Below are 14897 nucleotides of genomic sequence, written 5' to 3'. Positions count from 1 at the left end.
TATTAGTTAACATGCAAGAGCCCTAAAGCACGGTAGTACCCCAAAGGCTTTACCTTTTGACTTTTATTCCCTCCTAATTATTGCTGTTTATTTGCCAATGCCTCCCTTACCTTAGGGGCGATCTTAGTCCCAAACAACTCAATGGATTTCATTAAAGACAAATGCGATGGGCCACCCACATCCATATGCGCAGAAAAACGAGTGAGACCAAACAGTTCCTCCATTTTCAGGATCTTATCAATGGCCTCATTAGCATCACCAATCAAAAGATGACCCTGCGGGCCGCGCCCGTTCTCAAATTGCTGCGATTGGTAGGCATGCCACCCTCTCTCACGTCCAATGCGGTCCATTTGAGCTGCATATAATGGATAATATGCTTCTGCTACCTGTTTGCTATTCTCTCCAAAAAAAGAATGCATATGAACACCCACCTGGAGTGTCTTTGCATCATGGCCAAAATGTTCATATACTTTCCTGTAATAATCAAATAAGGGCTTGAATTGTGCAGGATTGCCACCAATAATGGCAAAGATCACCGGCAATCCATGCTTTCCGGCACGGAGAACCGATTCTGGTGTACCTCCCACGGCTACCCAAATATCCAGGTGATTATCTACAGGACGGGGATAGATTTCCTGGTTGACAAGTGCAGGCCTGAACTGTCCTTTCCAGTTTACCCGTTCTGCTTTATTGATTTCTAATAACAGGTTCAGTTTCTCTTCAAATAAAGCATCATAATCTTTCAGGTCATAGCCATATAGCGGAAAAGACTCGATGAAGCTTCCTCTCCCCACCATTAGTTCGGCGCGTCCTCCCGAGATCAGGTCTATAGTAGCATAGCTTTGATACAATCTCACCGGGTCAGAGGAACTTAATACTGCAACAGCGCTACCCAGTTTGATGTTTTTAGTTACTGTTGCTGCAGCTGCCAGGATAATTTCAGGTGTCGACACAGCATAGTCCGGACGGTGATGTTCGCCAATACCAAAAAAGTCCAGTCCCACTTCGTCCATCAGTTTGATCTCCTCTATTAGCTCTTGTAACCGCTGCTGCGTGGACTGCACTTCACCCTTATTGTTAATGTGCTGATCCCCAAACATACCAATACCTAACTCCATGACTGTTATTTTAATCAAAGGTACTCCCGGCACATGCTTGCTTCACAACTTTGATTCAATTTTCCGGGGTGCTGCACTGTCACCTGGCCTTCCATGCCTGTAAAGAACAGGTTATGCCCACTGGTAAATTAAGTATAGAAGAGTCCCGGAATAAAAGTTAAAAAGCAAACTATATGTTCCCTGTTCCAGGCACTTCATCGATCCCTTTAAAGATCCTTTTTCCTTTGGAAAGACCAACATTCACCATTTCATCTGCACCTGTCGAAGGGCCTCCAATTCTTAGTACTGCATCGCAATGATCGATCAATTGAATAGCTATAGGGTGAAACATCGAATTAAAAATTACATCTCCAATGGCTTTCGATCCTGCGGCTTCTATAAGTGGAAGCGCAAACCATTCACCTAACACCGGCAAATGACCCATTTGATACAGTTGTAAGGCCGTATCTGTCATGGCCTTTACATTCTTTTCTATGAGCTCGGGCTGGTCATTGGTGCCGGAACGGTAAGGCCCTGCCACCAATATCATTAAAGAAGATATTGACATTAGAATAAATTATTTAGAAGTGCATACTGAAGTAACATAATTGTCTTTGCATCGCGTATCTCGCCCGACTTCATCATTTCCATGGCTGTGTCTATGCTCATTTCCAATACTTTGATATTTTCTTCCTCATGTTCCATGCCACCACCATCTGTGATTTTCATCAGGGGAGTATACTGTGCCACAAAGAAATAAAGTATTTCTGTTACAGAACCTGGGGACATATAGGCTTCAAATACCTTTTGCACATCCTGTACCTTGTATCCTGTTTCTTCTTCTGTTTCCCTCCGGATGCAGGCCTCAGGGTCGTCCTTGTCCAGTAATCCTGCACAGGCCTCAATCAACATACCTGTTTCATTACCATTAATATATGTCGGTAAGCGGAATTGCCTTGTGAGAATGACTGATCGGTTTTCTTTATTATAAAGCAGGATTACAGCTCCATTACCACGATCATAGGCTTCCCGGCTTTGAACCATTCTTTCCCCATTGGCTTTTACGTATTCATAGACCACCTTCCTGAGGGTGTACCAATTATCTGATAATATTTCTGTCTGCAGGATCTTTACTTCATTGATCATGGTTATTGTGTATGTTGCTCTCTAATTCTTTATTTGAAAACAAGTCAGAAAGTATTAATGGACTTTGTATTAATTATTAATCTTTAATTAAACAGCTTTAGTGAACTGCTTTTGGTTTTCTTCCTTCAGCTTTTTGCTATCCCTGAATCTTTGATACATCACCAATGCAAGGAATGATGATGTAATACCAACAACAATGCCTGCCAGTACATCAGTCACAAAATGCTGGGCAAGGTAAACCCTTGAATAACCTACAAAAAAGGCCACCACAGGGAAAAAGATTGTCCAGAATTTTCTTTTTAATAAAAAGGCCATCAGCAAGGCGTAGGTAAAAGCGATGCTCGTGTGGCCGGAAGGAAAGCTACTGGTACTATGAACTTCCACCCCCGAAATGATATGTGCCTGTTGCCTTAAACTGGCAATAGGCCGCATGGCATCAGGAAATACCACCCATTTGCAGAATTGCGTTAATAGGGTGCAGATAACGAAAGCAGCTATGACGGTAAAAAGAAAGTCCTTTTTATAAACAAGCACATAGGCTAAAAGGGGTAACCATATCATTCCATCACCCAGGTAGGTGTAATATTTAAAGAATACATCGAATGAGGGATTGTGAAATTGATTGATGATCAGGAATGAATGGTTCTTACCATAAACAGTAAGAAAAAAACTTATAAGGATACCTAAGAACAGGCTAAAACCGGCAGCAAATCTAAAATGCCAATAGGCTTGACTTCTTAACAAAACAGGAAGGCTTTTAGAGACAAAGATATAGGGCCCTGAAATGTAAGTAATAAAAAAACCGCTTTCACTGAAAGCGGTTTCGTGGATATAGAATGGATGGATGTTAAAACCGGTAACCAAGCGACAAGCCAAAACCAGTATTATTCAATTTGGTCTTGTCATTGGTTAAAGTGGTCTTTGGATTGATATCCGCTAACCCCAATTGTGCATTCACCTGGAAAGAAACGTTATTCGCAAACTCATAGCCTGCCAGTAAGTTTCCACCCGCATCAAAACGTTTGAATTGGGGGGCACCAGCTGTAGCATCATAGTCCTTGGTAAACTTTACATCTTCTGAAGAACCATTAGGCGATTCTACTTTTCCCTTAATGCCAAACCCTACATAAGGTCCAAATCCTAATAACATATTGCCTGAGCCTAATACAGGCTTATACACAAAGTTTACCGGCACTTCTATATAAGACAGCTTCACCTTGCTGCCACTAGCCCATTTGGCACCTTTTGCGCTGTACAAGACCCCAGGCTGCAGGTAAAACCCTGAACTCAATGGTACTTCAGCATTAAAACCCGCATTGAATCCGGTTAAAAGATCATTTTTCAAGCTATTACCGGCACCATCTTTTCCATTGATGTTCTGAAAATTTACACCTGCCCGGATCCCAAAACTGGTCCGTCCAGTTTCTTTAACCATGCTTTGTCCATAGGCAGTTCCTGTCATGATTCCCGCAATAGCGGCAATGATCATTTTCTTATTCATATTCTATAGTTTAAGGATTACGCTGTTTATTGCCCGGCCTCTTTTTTGGCATCAGCTTTCATTTTTTCATTCGCAGTGATAACAAATTCAACCCTGCGGTTTTGCGAGCGGCCTTCTTCTGTATCATTACTAGCTATCGGATCATTTTCTCCCATTCCTTTTGTACTTATACGACCGCTGTTAATGCCATGATTTCTTAAATAACCTGATACCGAATTGGCCCGGCGTTCTGACAACCCCTGGTTATATTCTGCGGTACCCTTATTATCTGTATGTCCAAGGATCTTGATATCTGTATCGGGATATTTATTCAGGACATTGATCAATTTATCAAGGTTAGTTGCTGCACTGGCACCCAGGTCTGATCTGTCAAAACCAAAAAGCACCTTTTCTTTAAAATCAATTACAATACCTTCTCCAACACGCCTCACTTCAGCATCACCTAATACCTTCTTCATTTCTTCTGCCTGCTTGTCCATCTTATGGCCTATCACTGCACCCGTTGCTCCTCCTACTGCGGCTCCTATAATAGCCCCCATTGCGGTATTGCCTGCTGCCTTTCCAATTACTGCCCCTATAGCACCACCTCCTGCAGCACCAATTACCGCACCTTTCTGTGTTTTGTTCATGCTTTTACATCCGGTGGCGATAAGACCCATCAATGCAATTGTTACTGTCAATAGTTTAATTGTCTTCATAGCGTTTTATTTCCTTTGCAGTTTCCAAACTCCATACCCAATTGTTTCCCTAACGAAATTTTAAGAATTCTGTTAACAGTTTCAAAATTTACTACCGGGCCTTACAAAAGAAAAGAGGCTGCATGAGCAACCTCTTTACCTATTTACCGAGAAGACTATCTTAAAGCTATTTATTTATTGATGGCTTTGTGGCTGCAGCGAACCTGTCGTAGCTGTAGTATTCTGATCTACTTTTGTGGCAGAGTAAAATACAACCTTGGCTTTTGATTTCGTTGTCTTTGTTTTAGTTTTCACTTTAACTTCTGTACCTGTGTTAGCCACATCAGCAGATACTCCTGCATCAGCTACAGTTCCAAAGATCTCAGCTGGATTGGCTTCGTTGTATGCTTTACCTAACGCAATATTTAATGTGTTGGTAGTTGTGTCAAACATCAAAGTTCCTTCTGGTACACTTGTGCCGCTTTCTGTTTTCTGAGCAGTAATTCTATAAGTTGCAGGCGATTGCTTCAGGAAAGCTTTGAATTTTCCTTGTGGCAGGCCTTCAACCCATACGATGCCTTTGCTGGCTGAATCCATACTAACAGTAAGTGTACTCGTAGAATCGGTTGTCAGGTGATAAGTACCTAGAACCGGGAAAGCTTTTTCAAGTGTTAAAGCTCCTGGCATTGGCTGAAGCGTATACTTGGCTCTGATTGAGTCAACAGTTGATTGTGCATTTACAGAAGCTGTGATGAACAGTGCTGCAATAAATAGAAAAATGGTGTTTTTCATACGTAAAACTTTTTATTTGGGAAAGGTTTTCGCCCTACTTACGTAATACTGTGCCAAATTTTAAAAAACAGGAAAATAATTCCCCGGCACTGCCCTGATTGTTAAATTATTTAGCAAAATAAAAGGTCAACGTATCTTCGCTTTTTAGCTGTGGAGCTTAATTATGAAAAAAAATTTGTTGCCTGGAAATGGTGAAATGCCTGAAGAGTTTATAGAAGTTTTTGGTGCTAAAGAGCACAACCTCAAGAATGTGGATATCGCTATTCCAAAAAATAAGCTGGTGGTAATAACCGGGATCAGTGGAAGTGGTAAATCATCTCTTGCCTTTGATACTATATATGCGGAAGGTCAACGCAGGTATATGGAAACCTTTGGCGCTTATGCGCGGCAGTTCATTGGTGAGATGGAACGTCCTGATGTTGATAAGATCACAGGGCTTTCTCCTGTAATCTCAATTGAACAGAAAACAACCAACAAGAACCCCCGTTCCACTGTTGGAACTGTTACAGAAGTGTATGATTTCCTGCGTCTTCTATTCGCCAGGGCCAGTGATGCCTATTCCTATAACACCGGGAAGAAAATGGTACGGTGGAGTGAAGATGAGATCGTGAACAATATTTACAAAAGATTTGATGGCTATAAAATAACACTGTTGGCACCCCTGGTCAGGGGGCGTAAAGGGCACTACCGTGAACTATTTGAAGAGGTAAGAAAGAAGGGGTATTTAAAAGTAAGGGTAGATGGTGAGGTGAAAGACCTTACTCCAAAAATGCAGGTTGACCGTTATAAGATACATGACATAGAATTGGTGGTAGACCGCATGAAAGTGACAAAGGATATGCGTACGCGCATCAGCCAGAGCGTCCAGGATTCACTTCGCCTGGGTAAAGACCTGATGTTTGTGATGTATGAAGCAGAAGGTCAAAAGTCATCATTATCAAAATACGGGGAAGCAGCCTATAGCCGCCAGCTGATGTGTGAAGATACCGGCATCAGTTATGAGGAACCATCACCTAATTCTTTTTCCTTCAACTCACCCTATGGTGCTTGTCCCACATGTAAAGGTTTGGGACAGGTTTATACTGTTGATATGAAAGCTATCATTCCTGATGATAACTTAAGTATTAACGAAGGTGGTATAGCTCCATTGGGAGGTGAAAGAGAAGCTTATATATTCAGGCAGGTGCAAACTCTTTCCAGGAAGAATAAATTCAGTCTTGACAAGCCCATAAAGGAGCTGCCTGAAAAAGCACTGAACCTTGTACTATATGGTAAGGAAGATGGCATAACAGGAGAGGAGTTGCAGTTTGATGATGAGCAGATAGATGGTAATGTGTACAGTGGAGAATTTGAAGGAGTGGTAAACCAGGTGAAGCGTTGGTTTGCTACCAGCACCAGTGAGGCCATACAACGATGGGCTGAAGCCTTTATGGAACTCACAACCTGTAACACGTGCGGTGGTACAAGGCTGAAAAAAGAAAGCCTTTGGTTTAAGGTTGACGAAAACAATATCGCGGAATTAAGTAATAAAGATCTTGTTCAATTACAACAATGGTTTGTAGGCATTGAGTCAAGGCTTAGCAACAAACAGAATATAATTGCCAAAGAGATAATCAAAGAAATAAGAGAAAGGCTCCAGTTCCTGCTTGATGTAGGTCTTACTTATTTATCACTCAATCGTCCAACCAGGACATTGAGCGGTGGCGAATCACAACGTATACGGTTGGCTACACAGATCGGTTCACAACTGCAGGGAATAACTTATGTGCTAGACGAACCTTCTATCGGGTTGCACCAGAGAGATAACCACCGGTTGATCACAGCACTTCAAAACTTAAGGGACATTGGAAACAGCGTGATAGTGGTAGAACATGATAAGGACATCATGCTCGCTGCAGATCATTTAATTGACGTTGGACCCAAGGCAGGCTTTCATGGCGGGCATATTATGGCCCAGGGCACACCGGCGTCTGTTCTGAAACAAGATACCCTCACTGCTCATTTCCTCAATGGGGAAAGAAAAATTGCTGTTCCGGAAGAAAGGAGAAAAGGAAATGGAAAGAACATAGAAATAAAGGGAGCCATTGGTAACAACCTTAAAAATGTATCGGTTAAGTTTCCGTTGGGAAAAATGATCGTGGTTTCAGGCGTTAGCGGCAGTGGTAAGTCTACCCTGATCAATGAAACGCTTTATCCTTTGTTATCACAATATTGTTACAATTCAAAGTTCAATGCGCTGGGTTATAAAAAAATTACAGGGCTTGAAAATATTGACAAGGTCATAGAAATAGACCAGTCACCTATTGGTCGTACACCAAGAAGTAACCCTGCCACTTATTGTGGGTTTTTTACAGAGATCAGAACTTTGTTTGCATCCATTCCCGAAGCCAAGATCCGCGGTTACAACGCAGGCCGCTTTTCCTTCAATGTAAAAAGCGGTCGTTGCGAGGTCTGTGAAGGCAGTGGCTTACGAACCATAGAAATGAACTTTCTGCCTGATGTATACGTGCATTGTGAAAAATGTAATGGTAAAAGGTACAACAGGGAAACTCTTGAAATACGCTATAAGGGAAAGTCAATAGCAGATGTATTAAATATGACGGTAGAAGAAGCAGTAGAATTTTTTGCTGCAGTTCCCTTCATTTACAGGAAAATAAAAGTACTCGAAGATGTTGGACTTGGATATATAACGCTGGGACAGTCGGCAGTGACACTCAGTGGGGGAGAAGCACAGCGCGTGAAGCTGGCAACTGAACTGGCTAAAAGAGATACAGGGAAGACCTTTTATATACTTGATGAACCAACAACCGGTTTACACTTTGAGGATATACACCATTTGCTGGAGGTATTGAATAAACTCGTGGACAGGGGCAACACGGTCCTGGTTATTGAGCATAATATGGATGTCATTAAAGTTGCTGATCATATTATAGACATTGGTCCTGAAGGAGGCGAAGGAGGTGGACTTGTATTATTTGAAGGTAAGCCCGAAGACCTTGTAAAGGTTAAGCAAAGCCACACTGCACGTTTCCTCAAGGAAGAATTGAAGTAACGGCTGTGACATGTAAAGTCAGTAAGGATGAATTACATGTTGCGTACCAATTGGTTTACGCATTCAATGATTCAAATTAATACTTTAATTGTAAAGAAGTTAAGGAAAGAAAATTGCACTCATTATTGCAGGAAAGCAATAGCATCCAGGGAACCCATATTATAGCAGAGGGTATTTAAGCAAATCTCTTGAAAAGAGCTGGTGGCTTTTTCATTCGGATACAAGATTATACCAAGCCCTCTGCCTCTACGGGATTTTAGTTATGGCAATGAAAAGAACTAAGGTGAAAAAAGTTCCAATAAGGAGGGCAGAAAGTAGTTAATAAAATTTAGCGTACGAATATAGGGAACGGATTAGGTTTCATCAACCGATATTGCATTTTATTAAGCTCTCTGCCGCTTATTGGAAATGTTTTTATTTGATAATTAATTTACCTTCTTCTATGCTTTCATCATTGGCAAATACATTATACATATAAGTGCCTTTATTCAGACTGTTAATGGCTTTCTTCTCTTTGGTCTTTAAAACGGTCTGGTAGATCAAAGTACCTTCAAGGTCGAATATATAAAAGTGTAATTCCTGTTCTGATTTGGAGGTTACACTGATATCACCGGTATAACTTGGATTGGGACTTATACTAACAGTGTTATTCTTCTTGTCAGTATCCCTTGCCTTGCTCTCATTTGTAGAATTAAGGCTGTATGCGTAGTTGCTTGCCTGGGCATTTGCTGCCGTGAAACAAACAAAAAGTAAAGCAGTTAGTATCAGTTTATTTTTCATATTCACAGTATTAATAAAATGAAGGACAACGCATTTGCCTGGCTGCTCTTCCGTTTGGTGAATTGGAATCATTCAATCTCCAGCCAAGTTTTAATATGGTTGAAAAAAAGCTGTCGTTTTGCTTTGGGTTTCCACGCTGCTCACCATCTGGTGGCACACGGTTAGATGATCCTCCAGGCTTGAAACCTTCACGGAAGTATAACTGGTTGGCCATAGCTGCCTGCTCTGGTGTCAGGTAATTGGCAAACAAAGCATTGTCTATATAAGTAGTGCTCACATCATCCACATAGTCAGTAAATGATTTGCGGTGCATGATTTCCATACCAACATAAAAGTTTTCCTTTACATAGTATTTTACACCTCCACCAATTGGTATCTCCCAGGACATCAGTTTGTATTCCTTACGGTCAGGGTATTCAGCCATTCCCTGGCCTTCCAGCCTTAATGGCTTTAGATCTACCCAGGTAGCTCTTCCAAATGGATCATAATATTTTCCTTTAGGATTGAATTTAAAAGCTCCAAAACCAATCACACCATAAGGGCGTAGTTTGCCTTGCAATCCATCATATCGCTCCATGAATACAGTAGGGTAAATTTCCAATGCTGCATATGCTTCCAGGAGAGGTGACTGGAATTGCAGGTTTCGCTTTTCGCGGAAATATTCATCACCACCTTTATTATGAACGACACTATCATAGCCCTCCAGGCGACCCTGGTTAATGGCTACCCGAAAGCCTATCCACTCTTCAGGATATACATTTACAAAGATGCCTTTGGCAAGATTGATAGTAGAGAAGTTTATGTCTTTCACAAACCGTGTGCCTTTTCCATAGTTACCACCAAGATCACCCAGAAATATCAATGGGCCTATTCCTAAGCCGATTTCAACCTTACCGTTGCCGGTAGATATAGATTGGGAAAAACTTCGTAAAGTAGAAAGGGTTAACGCGAGAATGAGTACTAGTGTACGTACGCCTGGTACATTTGTTCTCATAGAATTGGGTTTTTGGTTTTAACAAGGATTTGGATAACATGGCTAAAGTATGTACATGAATTATATTGTACAAGTGTATAGTAAAGAAATTTCAATAATCAAGAGGAAACCCTAAAGACCCATAGTAGAACTACTAAATAATAATAAGTAGATTATCTATTTCGTAATAAATAAGCTGCTAAATGAGCTTATTTTAATTATCCTTTGTTAGCGCAGATTACTTAAAGGCATTTTGTAAAACATAAAATGAATGCAGCCGGCAAAACGTGCGTACTTTTTGAATGAGAATGTTGCAGTAAGATAATCGTGTATGTAAAATAATTGGCCGTAGGAATATGGATCTCTGGCTCATTGCTTAACCATATAGATGTGTTCAATGCCATCCTCAAGGTATATTTCGCTTACCTGTTCGAAGCCCAGCGAACCATAAAATTGTTTCAGGTAATACTGTGCGCCAATCTTGATAGGCTGTTCGCCAAATAATCGGTAACATTCATTGATAGATTGTTGCATCAATTCTTTGCCAATTCCAGTGCCACGAACCTTTGGTGCCGTCACTACCCGTCCAATAGAAGGTTCATTATAACTGACCCCAGGTGGCACCAGCCTGGTGTAAGCCACCAGCCTGTCTCCCTGCATGCCCATCAGGTGCCAGGACGCCTGGTCTTTATCATCTGCATCCTGGAACACACAGTTCTGTTCCACCACAAATACTTCATTGCGCAACTGAAGTATAGCGTAAAGCTCAAAAGGGGTCAATGCTTCAAATGTTTTCAGCACCCATTGTGTTGACATGCCGCAAATTTAACGACCAACACCCGGAACTACAGGAAGGCTTTCATTGCCACTATCATTTACAGCTTGTACTGCAAAAAAATAATTGTCCTTGGAATAGGGTAGCGTGGCAGTTGTAGCTTCTGTATAGATCTTTTTTTGCCATACCGGCGAGGTGGTTTCCCGCATTAATATATAATACCCTTTTACTTGTCCGTTCTTTGGTGCTTTCCAGGCCATGGTAGTAGAATTGGTAAGGTTCTTTACATCCACCTTCACTTCCTGTGGCATGGAGGGTGCTTTTGCCAGGTTGGCTAATGTTGATAGATTGACACCTGTATTTTTCCTCAGGTATTCAAAATCCATGAACTGAGGCAGGTCGCCATAAATGATCCCTTTTTCGGTGCGCAGGTCCTGGTGCTGATGGTTGTAATTCTCATTCATTTCAGTCAGGCGCACCGCCGCAAAACCTTTCTGCACAAATGGAGTATGATCACCGCCGCGAAGAAAACGGTCATTGCGGTAAATCATTACCACCTGCATGTTGTCAACATAACGTTCACCAATCTCTTTGACATAGCGTGCCAGTTGACGTGCCTTACCATCGTTTTCCAGGCCCATGTTGCGGATGTTTTGAGCTATTCTTCCAGTATCAGTGGTAGCAAAGGCCTCGCTGAACACCCGCAGCTTTGTATTCTCAATAATATTGGTTTCATTACTGTTATTGCTGCCAACAATATCATTGTTAAGCATAGCATCTATATTCCAGTTTTCCTTCCTGGCTTTATCCGCCAAATAACCTGAACCCAGGAGTCCCTGCTCTTCGCCGCTTACCGCCACAAAAATGATGGTGGCTGGAAATCTATGCTTACTCATGATGCGTGCACATTCCATAACAGCCGCTACACCGCTTCCATCGTCATTTGCTCCGGGAGCCTGGTCGGTGCGGTTCATTACATCCGTCACACGGCTATCAAGGTGGCCGCTTATCAAATAGATCCTGTTGTCTGTTGAATCTGTACCCTTGAGTATGGCCATGGCGTTGCCGAGGTGGGTTGCTACATCCACGCGTTTGCCATCAGCTGCAATGGTAGTAGTATCTACAAAGGCAGTCATTCTTCCGCCACTATTGGCGGAAAATTCATTGAACCGTTGTACTACCCACTCCCGTGCTGCACCGATTCCTTTCTTTTTATCCTTTGTAGTGCTTAGTGTACTGCGGGTTTCAAAGTTTACCATCTTATGGATATAGGACTTCAGTGAATCTGCAGATATTTCCTTTACCATTTGTTCTATTTCCGGATCGCGGTGAATGATGGTTTGTGCAAAAGAAACATGTGGAGTAGCCACCACTGCAAACAGGAGTATGGATAATATCTTTTTCATGAGGTGATCAAAGATTTGAAAGCTGCTAAACTATTATATAATGCTCAACCCTGGTCAATAATTGTATTTGTCTTTCCAGAGACTGCGCAGGAATTTGCGTAGCTCTTCTTCCCGGGGATTCTTACCCGGGTCATAAAAAACGGTTCCCTTTAATTCATCCGGAAGAAATTCCTGGTCAGCAAAATTGCCTTCAAAGCTATGTGCATATTTATAGTTCTTGCCATAGCCCATCTTCTTCATCAGCCCTGTGGGAGCATTCCTGATATGAAGTGGAACAGGAAGGTCACCTTCATTGCGAACCTTATCTAATGCCTCCTCAATGGCCATATAGGATGCATTGCTTTTATGCGAGGCAGCAAGGTAAGTAGCACATTGTGCCAGTATGATCCTTGATTCAGGATAGCCTATCTTATTTACTGCCTCAAAGCAGGAATTCGCCAATACAATAGCTGTTGGATTGGCGTTGCCAATATCTTCACTGGCAAAGATCACCATACGCCTGGCAATGAATTTTACATCTTCCCCACCTTCTATCATCCGGGCAAGCCAGTAAATGGCCCCATTGGGATCAGAACCCCTCATGGATTTGATAAAAGCTGAAATAATATCATAATGCTGTTCCCCGCTTTTATCATAGAGGGCAATGCGCTGCTGTGCAATGTTCATCACTTGTTCATCAGTAATCACAATTTCTTTCTTGCCTGATAAAGCATCCACTACCAGTTCCAGCAGGTTTAAAAGTTTGCGGGCATCCCCACCTGAAATGGTTAGTAGCGCCTCTGTTTCTTTCAATTCAATATTCTTTGTTTTCAGCCATTCGTCTTTTTGAATGGCTTCTTTCAAAAGATCATTCAGATCCTCTTCACCCAAAGGCTTCAGCACATATACCTGGCAGCGGCTTAACAGGGCGCTGTTCACTTCAAAGGAGGGATTTTCTGTAGTTGCTCCTATCAGGGTGATCGTTCCCTTCTCAACAGCTCCAAGCAAGGCATCCTGTTGCCCTTTATTAAATCTGTGGATCTCGTCTATGAACAGGATGGTTCCTGTAGTCAGTTTAGCCTGCCCAATAGCATCCCTCACATCCTTTACCCCCGAACTGATGGCACTAAGTTGTATGTAGGGGACATTAAGCGTATTGGCTATGATATGGGCTATCGTGGTCTTGCCGGTTCCGGGTGGTCCCCAAAGGATCATGGAGGGTATCTTACCATGCTCTATGGCCGTCCTTAAAATACTGCCTTTTCCTGTAAGGTGTTCCTGGCCCACAAGATCATCAAGCTGCCTGGGCCTCATGCGCTCAGCCAGAGGTGTTGCATTCATACTTCAAATTACCGAAGAATTGCTTGTATGACGGCAATCCATCATCTGATTCTGCTTGATTTCAATTTTATCACCATTTCCAGGTAAGCTTCTCCCCATCAACTCCCCATCAACTGTATAGCTACAGTATAGATACTGCGTGGTGATCACGCAGTATCTATACCGGAGATAGGGCGTTGGCTGGGCTTTCCCTGAAAGAAGGAGGGAATATCGAACAGATGAACAAGGAATATCGAATGATGAAGGAAAGAACTGTGATTAGCAGGATTTATAAGGATGATTGGTGAGTTGAAGTGAGGACTATTCCTTATCAACTTTTCAACCTGTTAACCTTTCAACTTTTCAACTCTCTCCAGCGGCCAAAAGCGGTCATTATCGGTCAATTCGGCCAAAAGCGGCCAAAACGGACATGGTCGTTTTGAACTGACATGGATTTTCAAAATCTTGCAGTTATAAAATCCAATATCAAATGGCAAAGCAAACAGGATACGTTAAGGCAACAGGTACAGTGGATGGCGACACCAACTTTTATTATGATCAGATGTGGGGCTACCTGGTAAGAATGCTTCCCGGAGTAAGTAGTAAGCGCTTCTGGAAGGACACTGCCTTTGAAGGAAGCAGGAGAAGTGCTCAGAGGTTTGGTACAGGCAATATCATGTCTTCCATCATCTACCGCTTTGTTCCCACCAAAAGAAGATACAGGCATTTGTTTAAACAGGTAAGGACCATAGCTATTTTTGGTTTAAAACAGGGAATGGATATAGGGGATGTATTCACTGCCCTGTATAGCTTTCTTTCAGAGCAAAAGCGCATCTCCCTTACCCAGGAACAGTTTACGCTGCTGCTTTCTTCCTTTGAAAAGGAACTGGAAGCAAGGCTGAAAGAGCCCAAGAAAGAAAAGGTAAAGAAGATGAAGAATAAACTACTTGTCAAAGTAACAGCACCACTTACTGCTGAAGACACAGAGTACTTTCAACTATATATGGAGGATTATGACTGGAAGGTAAGGTTTGAAGGAGATTTTCCACCGGATTACCAAATCCCAATGTTTCTCCTTAAACATGCTGTATAGACAGTTTCTGGTTTTTGGTTTTTTGTTTCTGGTTCGTTAGGTCTGAAGAGAACTATTGTATGCTGTCGTTGCGAAGGTCAAACAATTGGTTAGGTTGGAGAGCATTTTCATAATAGGCTTTTACAAAGCCTAAATGAAAACATGTCTCTCAATGTAACAGACTGGCTGCAATACATAAACAATCGAACGCTGTCATGCTGAGGCACGAAGCATCTTTGGACTGCATTAGAACAGCGTATCATACCTGTAAGACTATTGGGCTATTTCAAAATAGAATTCGTTACTTTATTGATTTAGGTTGAAGAG

Annotated in this window: 14 protein-coding genes; 2 read left to right on the top strand and 12 right to left on the bottom strand. The window is 42.0% G+C overall.

Annotated features, from left to right (window positions below):
• Positions 1-77: 77 nt before the first annotated feature.
• From BUA53_RS17805 to BUA53_RS17775, 7 genes are all read right to left on the bottom strand, one after another.
• Positions 78-1118 carry an LLM class flavin-dependent oxidoreductase gene (locus BUA53_RS17805; RefSeq protein WP_072836751.1) on the bottom strand — a complete coding sequence of 347 codons (1041 nt, stop codon included), beginning with the start codon at positions 1116-1118 and terminating at the stop codon, positions 78-80.
• A gap of 169 nt (positions 1119-1287) precedes the next feature.
• On the bottom strand, positions 1288-1665 hold the full coding sequence (locus BUA53_RS17800) for a DUF4406 domain-containing protein (protein WP_072836750.1): 378 nt from the start codon (positions 1663-1665) through the stop codon (positions 1288-1290).
• On the bottom strand, positions 1665-2243 hold the full coding sequence (gene nudK / locus BUA53_RS17795) for a GDP-mannose pyrophosphatase NudK (protein ID WP_072836749.1): 579 nt from the start codon (positions 2241-2243) through the stop codon (positions 1665-1667). Before nudK ends, BUA53_RS17800 begins: the two co-directional genes overlap by 1 nt.
• A gap of 87 nt (positions 2244-2330) precedes the next feature.
• Entirely contained in the window at positions 2331-2987 is a 657-nt protein-coding gene (locus tag BUA53_RS17790; protein WP_175546113.1) for a phosphatase PAP2 family protein, read from the bottom strand.
• Positions 2988-3090: 103 nt separating this feature from the next.
• On the bottom strand, positions 3091-3744 hold the full coding sequence (locus tag BUA53_RS17785; RefSeq protein ID WP_072836747.1) for a porin family protein: 654 nt from the start codon (positions 3742-3744) through the stop codon (positions 3091-3093).
• A 26-nt stretch (positions 3745-3770) separates the two neighbouring features.
• Entirely contained in the window at positions 3771-4442 is a 672-nt protein-coding gene (locus BUA53_RS17780; RefSeq protein ID WP_072836746.1) for a YiaD family glycine zipper/OmpA-like lipoprotein, read from the bottom strand.
• Positions 4443-4616: 174 nt separating this feature from the next.
• Positions 4617-5213: a hypothetical protein gene (locus BUA53_RS17775; RefSeq protein ID WP_072836745.1), complete on the bottom strand. Its 597-nt coding sequence runs from the start codon at positions 5211-5213 to the stop codon at positions 4617-4619.
• A gap of 163 nt (positions 5214-5376) precedes the next feature.
• Between BUA53_RS17775 and uvrA the strand changes: the two genes are divergently transcribed.
• Positions 5377-8265 (top strand): excinuclease ABC subunit UvrA, encoded by a 2889-nt coding sequence (gene uvrA / locus BUA53_RS17770; RefSeq protein ID WP_072836744.1) that lies wholly within the window; start codon positions 5377-5379, stop codon positions 8263-8265.
• A gap of 414 nt (positions 8266-8679) precedes the next feature.
• Here the strand turns inward: uvrA and BUA53_RS17765 are convergent, their stop codons facing one another.
• The 5 genes from BUA53_RS17765 to BUA53_RS17745 form a co-directional block, all read right to left on the bottom strand.
• The gene (locus BUA53_RS17765) at positions 8680-9045 is read right to left on the bottom strand and encodes a T9SS type A sorting domain-containing protein (protein ID WP_072836743.1); all 366 of its coding nucleotides are present in this window, start codon (positions 9043-9045) and stop codon (positions 8680-8682) included.
• A gap of 10 nt (positions 9046-9055) precedes the next feature.
• Positions 9056-10039 (bottom strand): hypothetical protein, encoded by a 984-nt coding sequence (locus tag BUA53_RS17760; RefSeq protein WP_072836742.1) that lies wholly within the window; start codon positions 10037-10039, stop codon positions 9056-9058.
• Between the two features lie 348 nt (positions 10040-10387).
• Positions 10388-10834 carry a GNAT family N-acetyltransferase gene (locus BUA53_RS17755; RefSeq protein WP_072836741.1) on the bottom strand — a complete coding sequence of 149 codons (447 nt, stop codon included), beginning with the start codon at positions 10832-10834 and terminating at the stop codon, positions 10388-10390.
• Between the two features lie 9 nt (positions 10835-10843).
• Positions 10844-12199: a M28 family metallopeptidase gene (locus tag BUA53_RS17750; RefSeq protein WP_072836740.1), complete on the bottom strand. Its 1356-nt coding sequence runs from the start codon at positions 12197-12199 to the stop codon at positions 10844-10846.
• 54 nt (positions 12200-12253) lie between these two features.
• Positions 12254-13519, bottom strand: coding sequence for a replication-associated recombination protein A (locus BUA53_RS17745; protein WP_072836739.1), 1266 nt, complete (start codon positions 13517-13519; stop codon positions 12254-12256).
• A gap of 469 nt (positions 13520-13988) precedes the next feature.
• Here BUA53_RS17745 and BUA53_RS17740 point away from each other — a divergent pair, with 469 nt between their 5' ends.
• The gene (locus BUA53_RS17740) at positions 13989-14591 is read left to right on the top strand and encodes a hypothetical protein (protein WP_072836738.1); all 603 of its coding nucleotides are present in this window, start codon (positions 13989-13991) and stop codon (positions 14589-14591) included.
• Positions 14592-14897: the final 306 nt, after the last annotated feature.

This window comes from Flavisolibacter ginsengisoli DSM 18119, assembly GCF_900129295.1.
GTDB classification, from domain to species: Bacteria; Bacteroidota; Bacteroidia; order Chitinophagales; family Chitinophagaceae; genus Flavisolibacter; species Flavisolibacter ginsengisoli.
Note: the sequence above shows the minus strand (reverse complement) of the source record. Positions and strands in the feature narration are given on the sequence as shown.

Excerpts from the sequence above, each read along its gene's own strand:
- BUA53_RS17805 (WP_072836751.1), bottom strand. The coding sequence starts at position 1,118 with ATGGAGTTAGGTATTGGTATGTTTGGGGATCAGCACATTAACAATAAG.
- BUA53_RS17800 (WP_072836750.1), bottom strand. The coding sequence starts at position 1,665 with ATGTCAATATCTTCTTTAATGATATTGGTGGCAGGGCCTTACCGTTCC.
- nudK (WP_072836749.1), bottom strand. The coding sequence starts at position 2,243 with ATGATCAATGAAGTAAAGATCCTGCAGACAGAAATATTATCAGATAAT.
- BUA53_RS17785 (WP_072836747.1), bottom strand. The coding sequence starts at position 3,744 with ATGAATAAGAAAATGATCATTGCCGCTATTGCGGGAATCATGACAGGA.
- BUA53_RS17780 (WP_072836746.1), bottom strand. The coding sequence starts at position 4,442 with ATGAAGACAATTAAACTATTGACAGTAACAATTGCATTGATGGGTCTT.
- BUA53_RS17775 (WP_072836745.1), bottom strand. The coding sequence starts at position 5,213 with ATGAAAAACACCATTTTTCTATTTATTGCAGCACTGTTCATCACAGCT.
- uvrA (WP_072836744.1), top strand. The coding sequence starts at position 5,377 with ATGAAAAAAAATTTGTTGCCTGGAAATGGTGAAATGCCTGAAGAGTTT.
- BUA53_RS17765 (WP_072836743.1), bottom strand. The coding sequence starts at position 9,045 with ATGAAAAATAAACTGATACTAACTGCTTTACTTTTTGTTTGTTTCACG.
- BUA53_RS17760 (WP_072836742.1), bottom strand. The coding sequence starts at position 10,039 with ATGAGAACAAATGTACCAGGCGTACGTACACTAGTACTCATTCTCGCG.
- BUA53_RS17755 (WP_072836741.1), bottom strand. The coding sequence starts at position 10,834 with ATGTCAACACAATGGGTGCTGAAAACATTTGAAGCATTGACCCCTTTT.
- BUA53_RS17750 (WP_072836740.1), bottom strand. The coding sequence starts at position 12,199 with ATGAAAAAGATATTATCCATACTCCTGTTTGCAGTGGTGGCTACTCCA.
- BUA53_RS17745 (WP_072836739.1), bottom strand. The coding sequence starts at position 13,519 with ATGAATGCAACACCTCTGGCTGAGCGCATGAGGCCCAGGCAGCTTGAT.
- BUA53_RS17740 (WP_072836738.1), top strand. The coding sequence starts at position 13,989 with ATGGCAAAGCAAACAGGATACGTTAAGGCAACAGGTACAGTGGATGGC.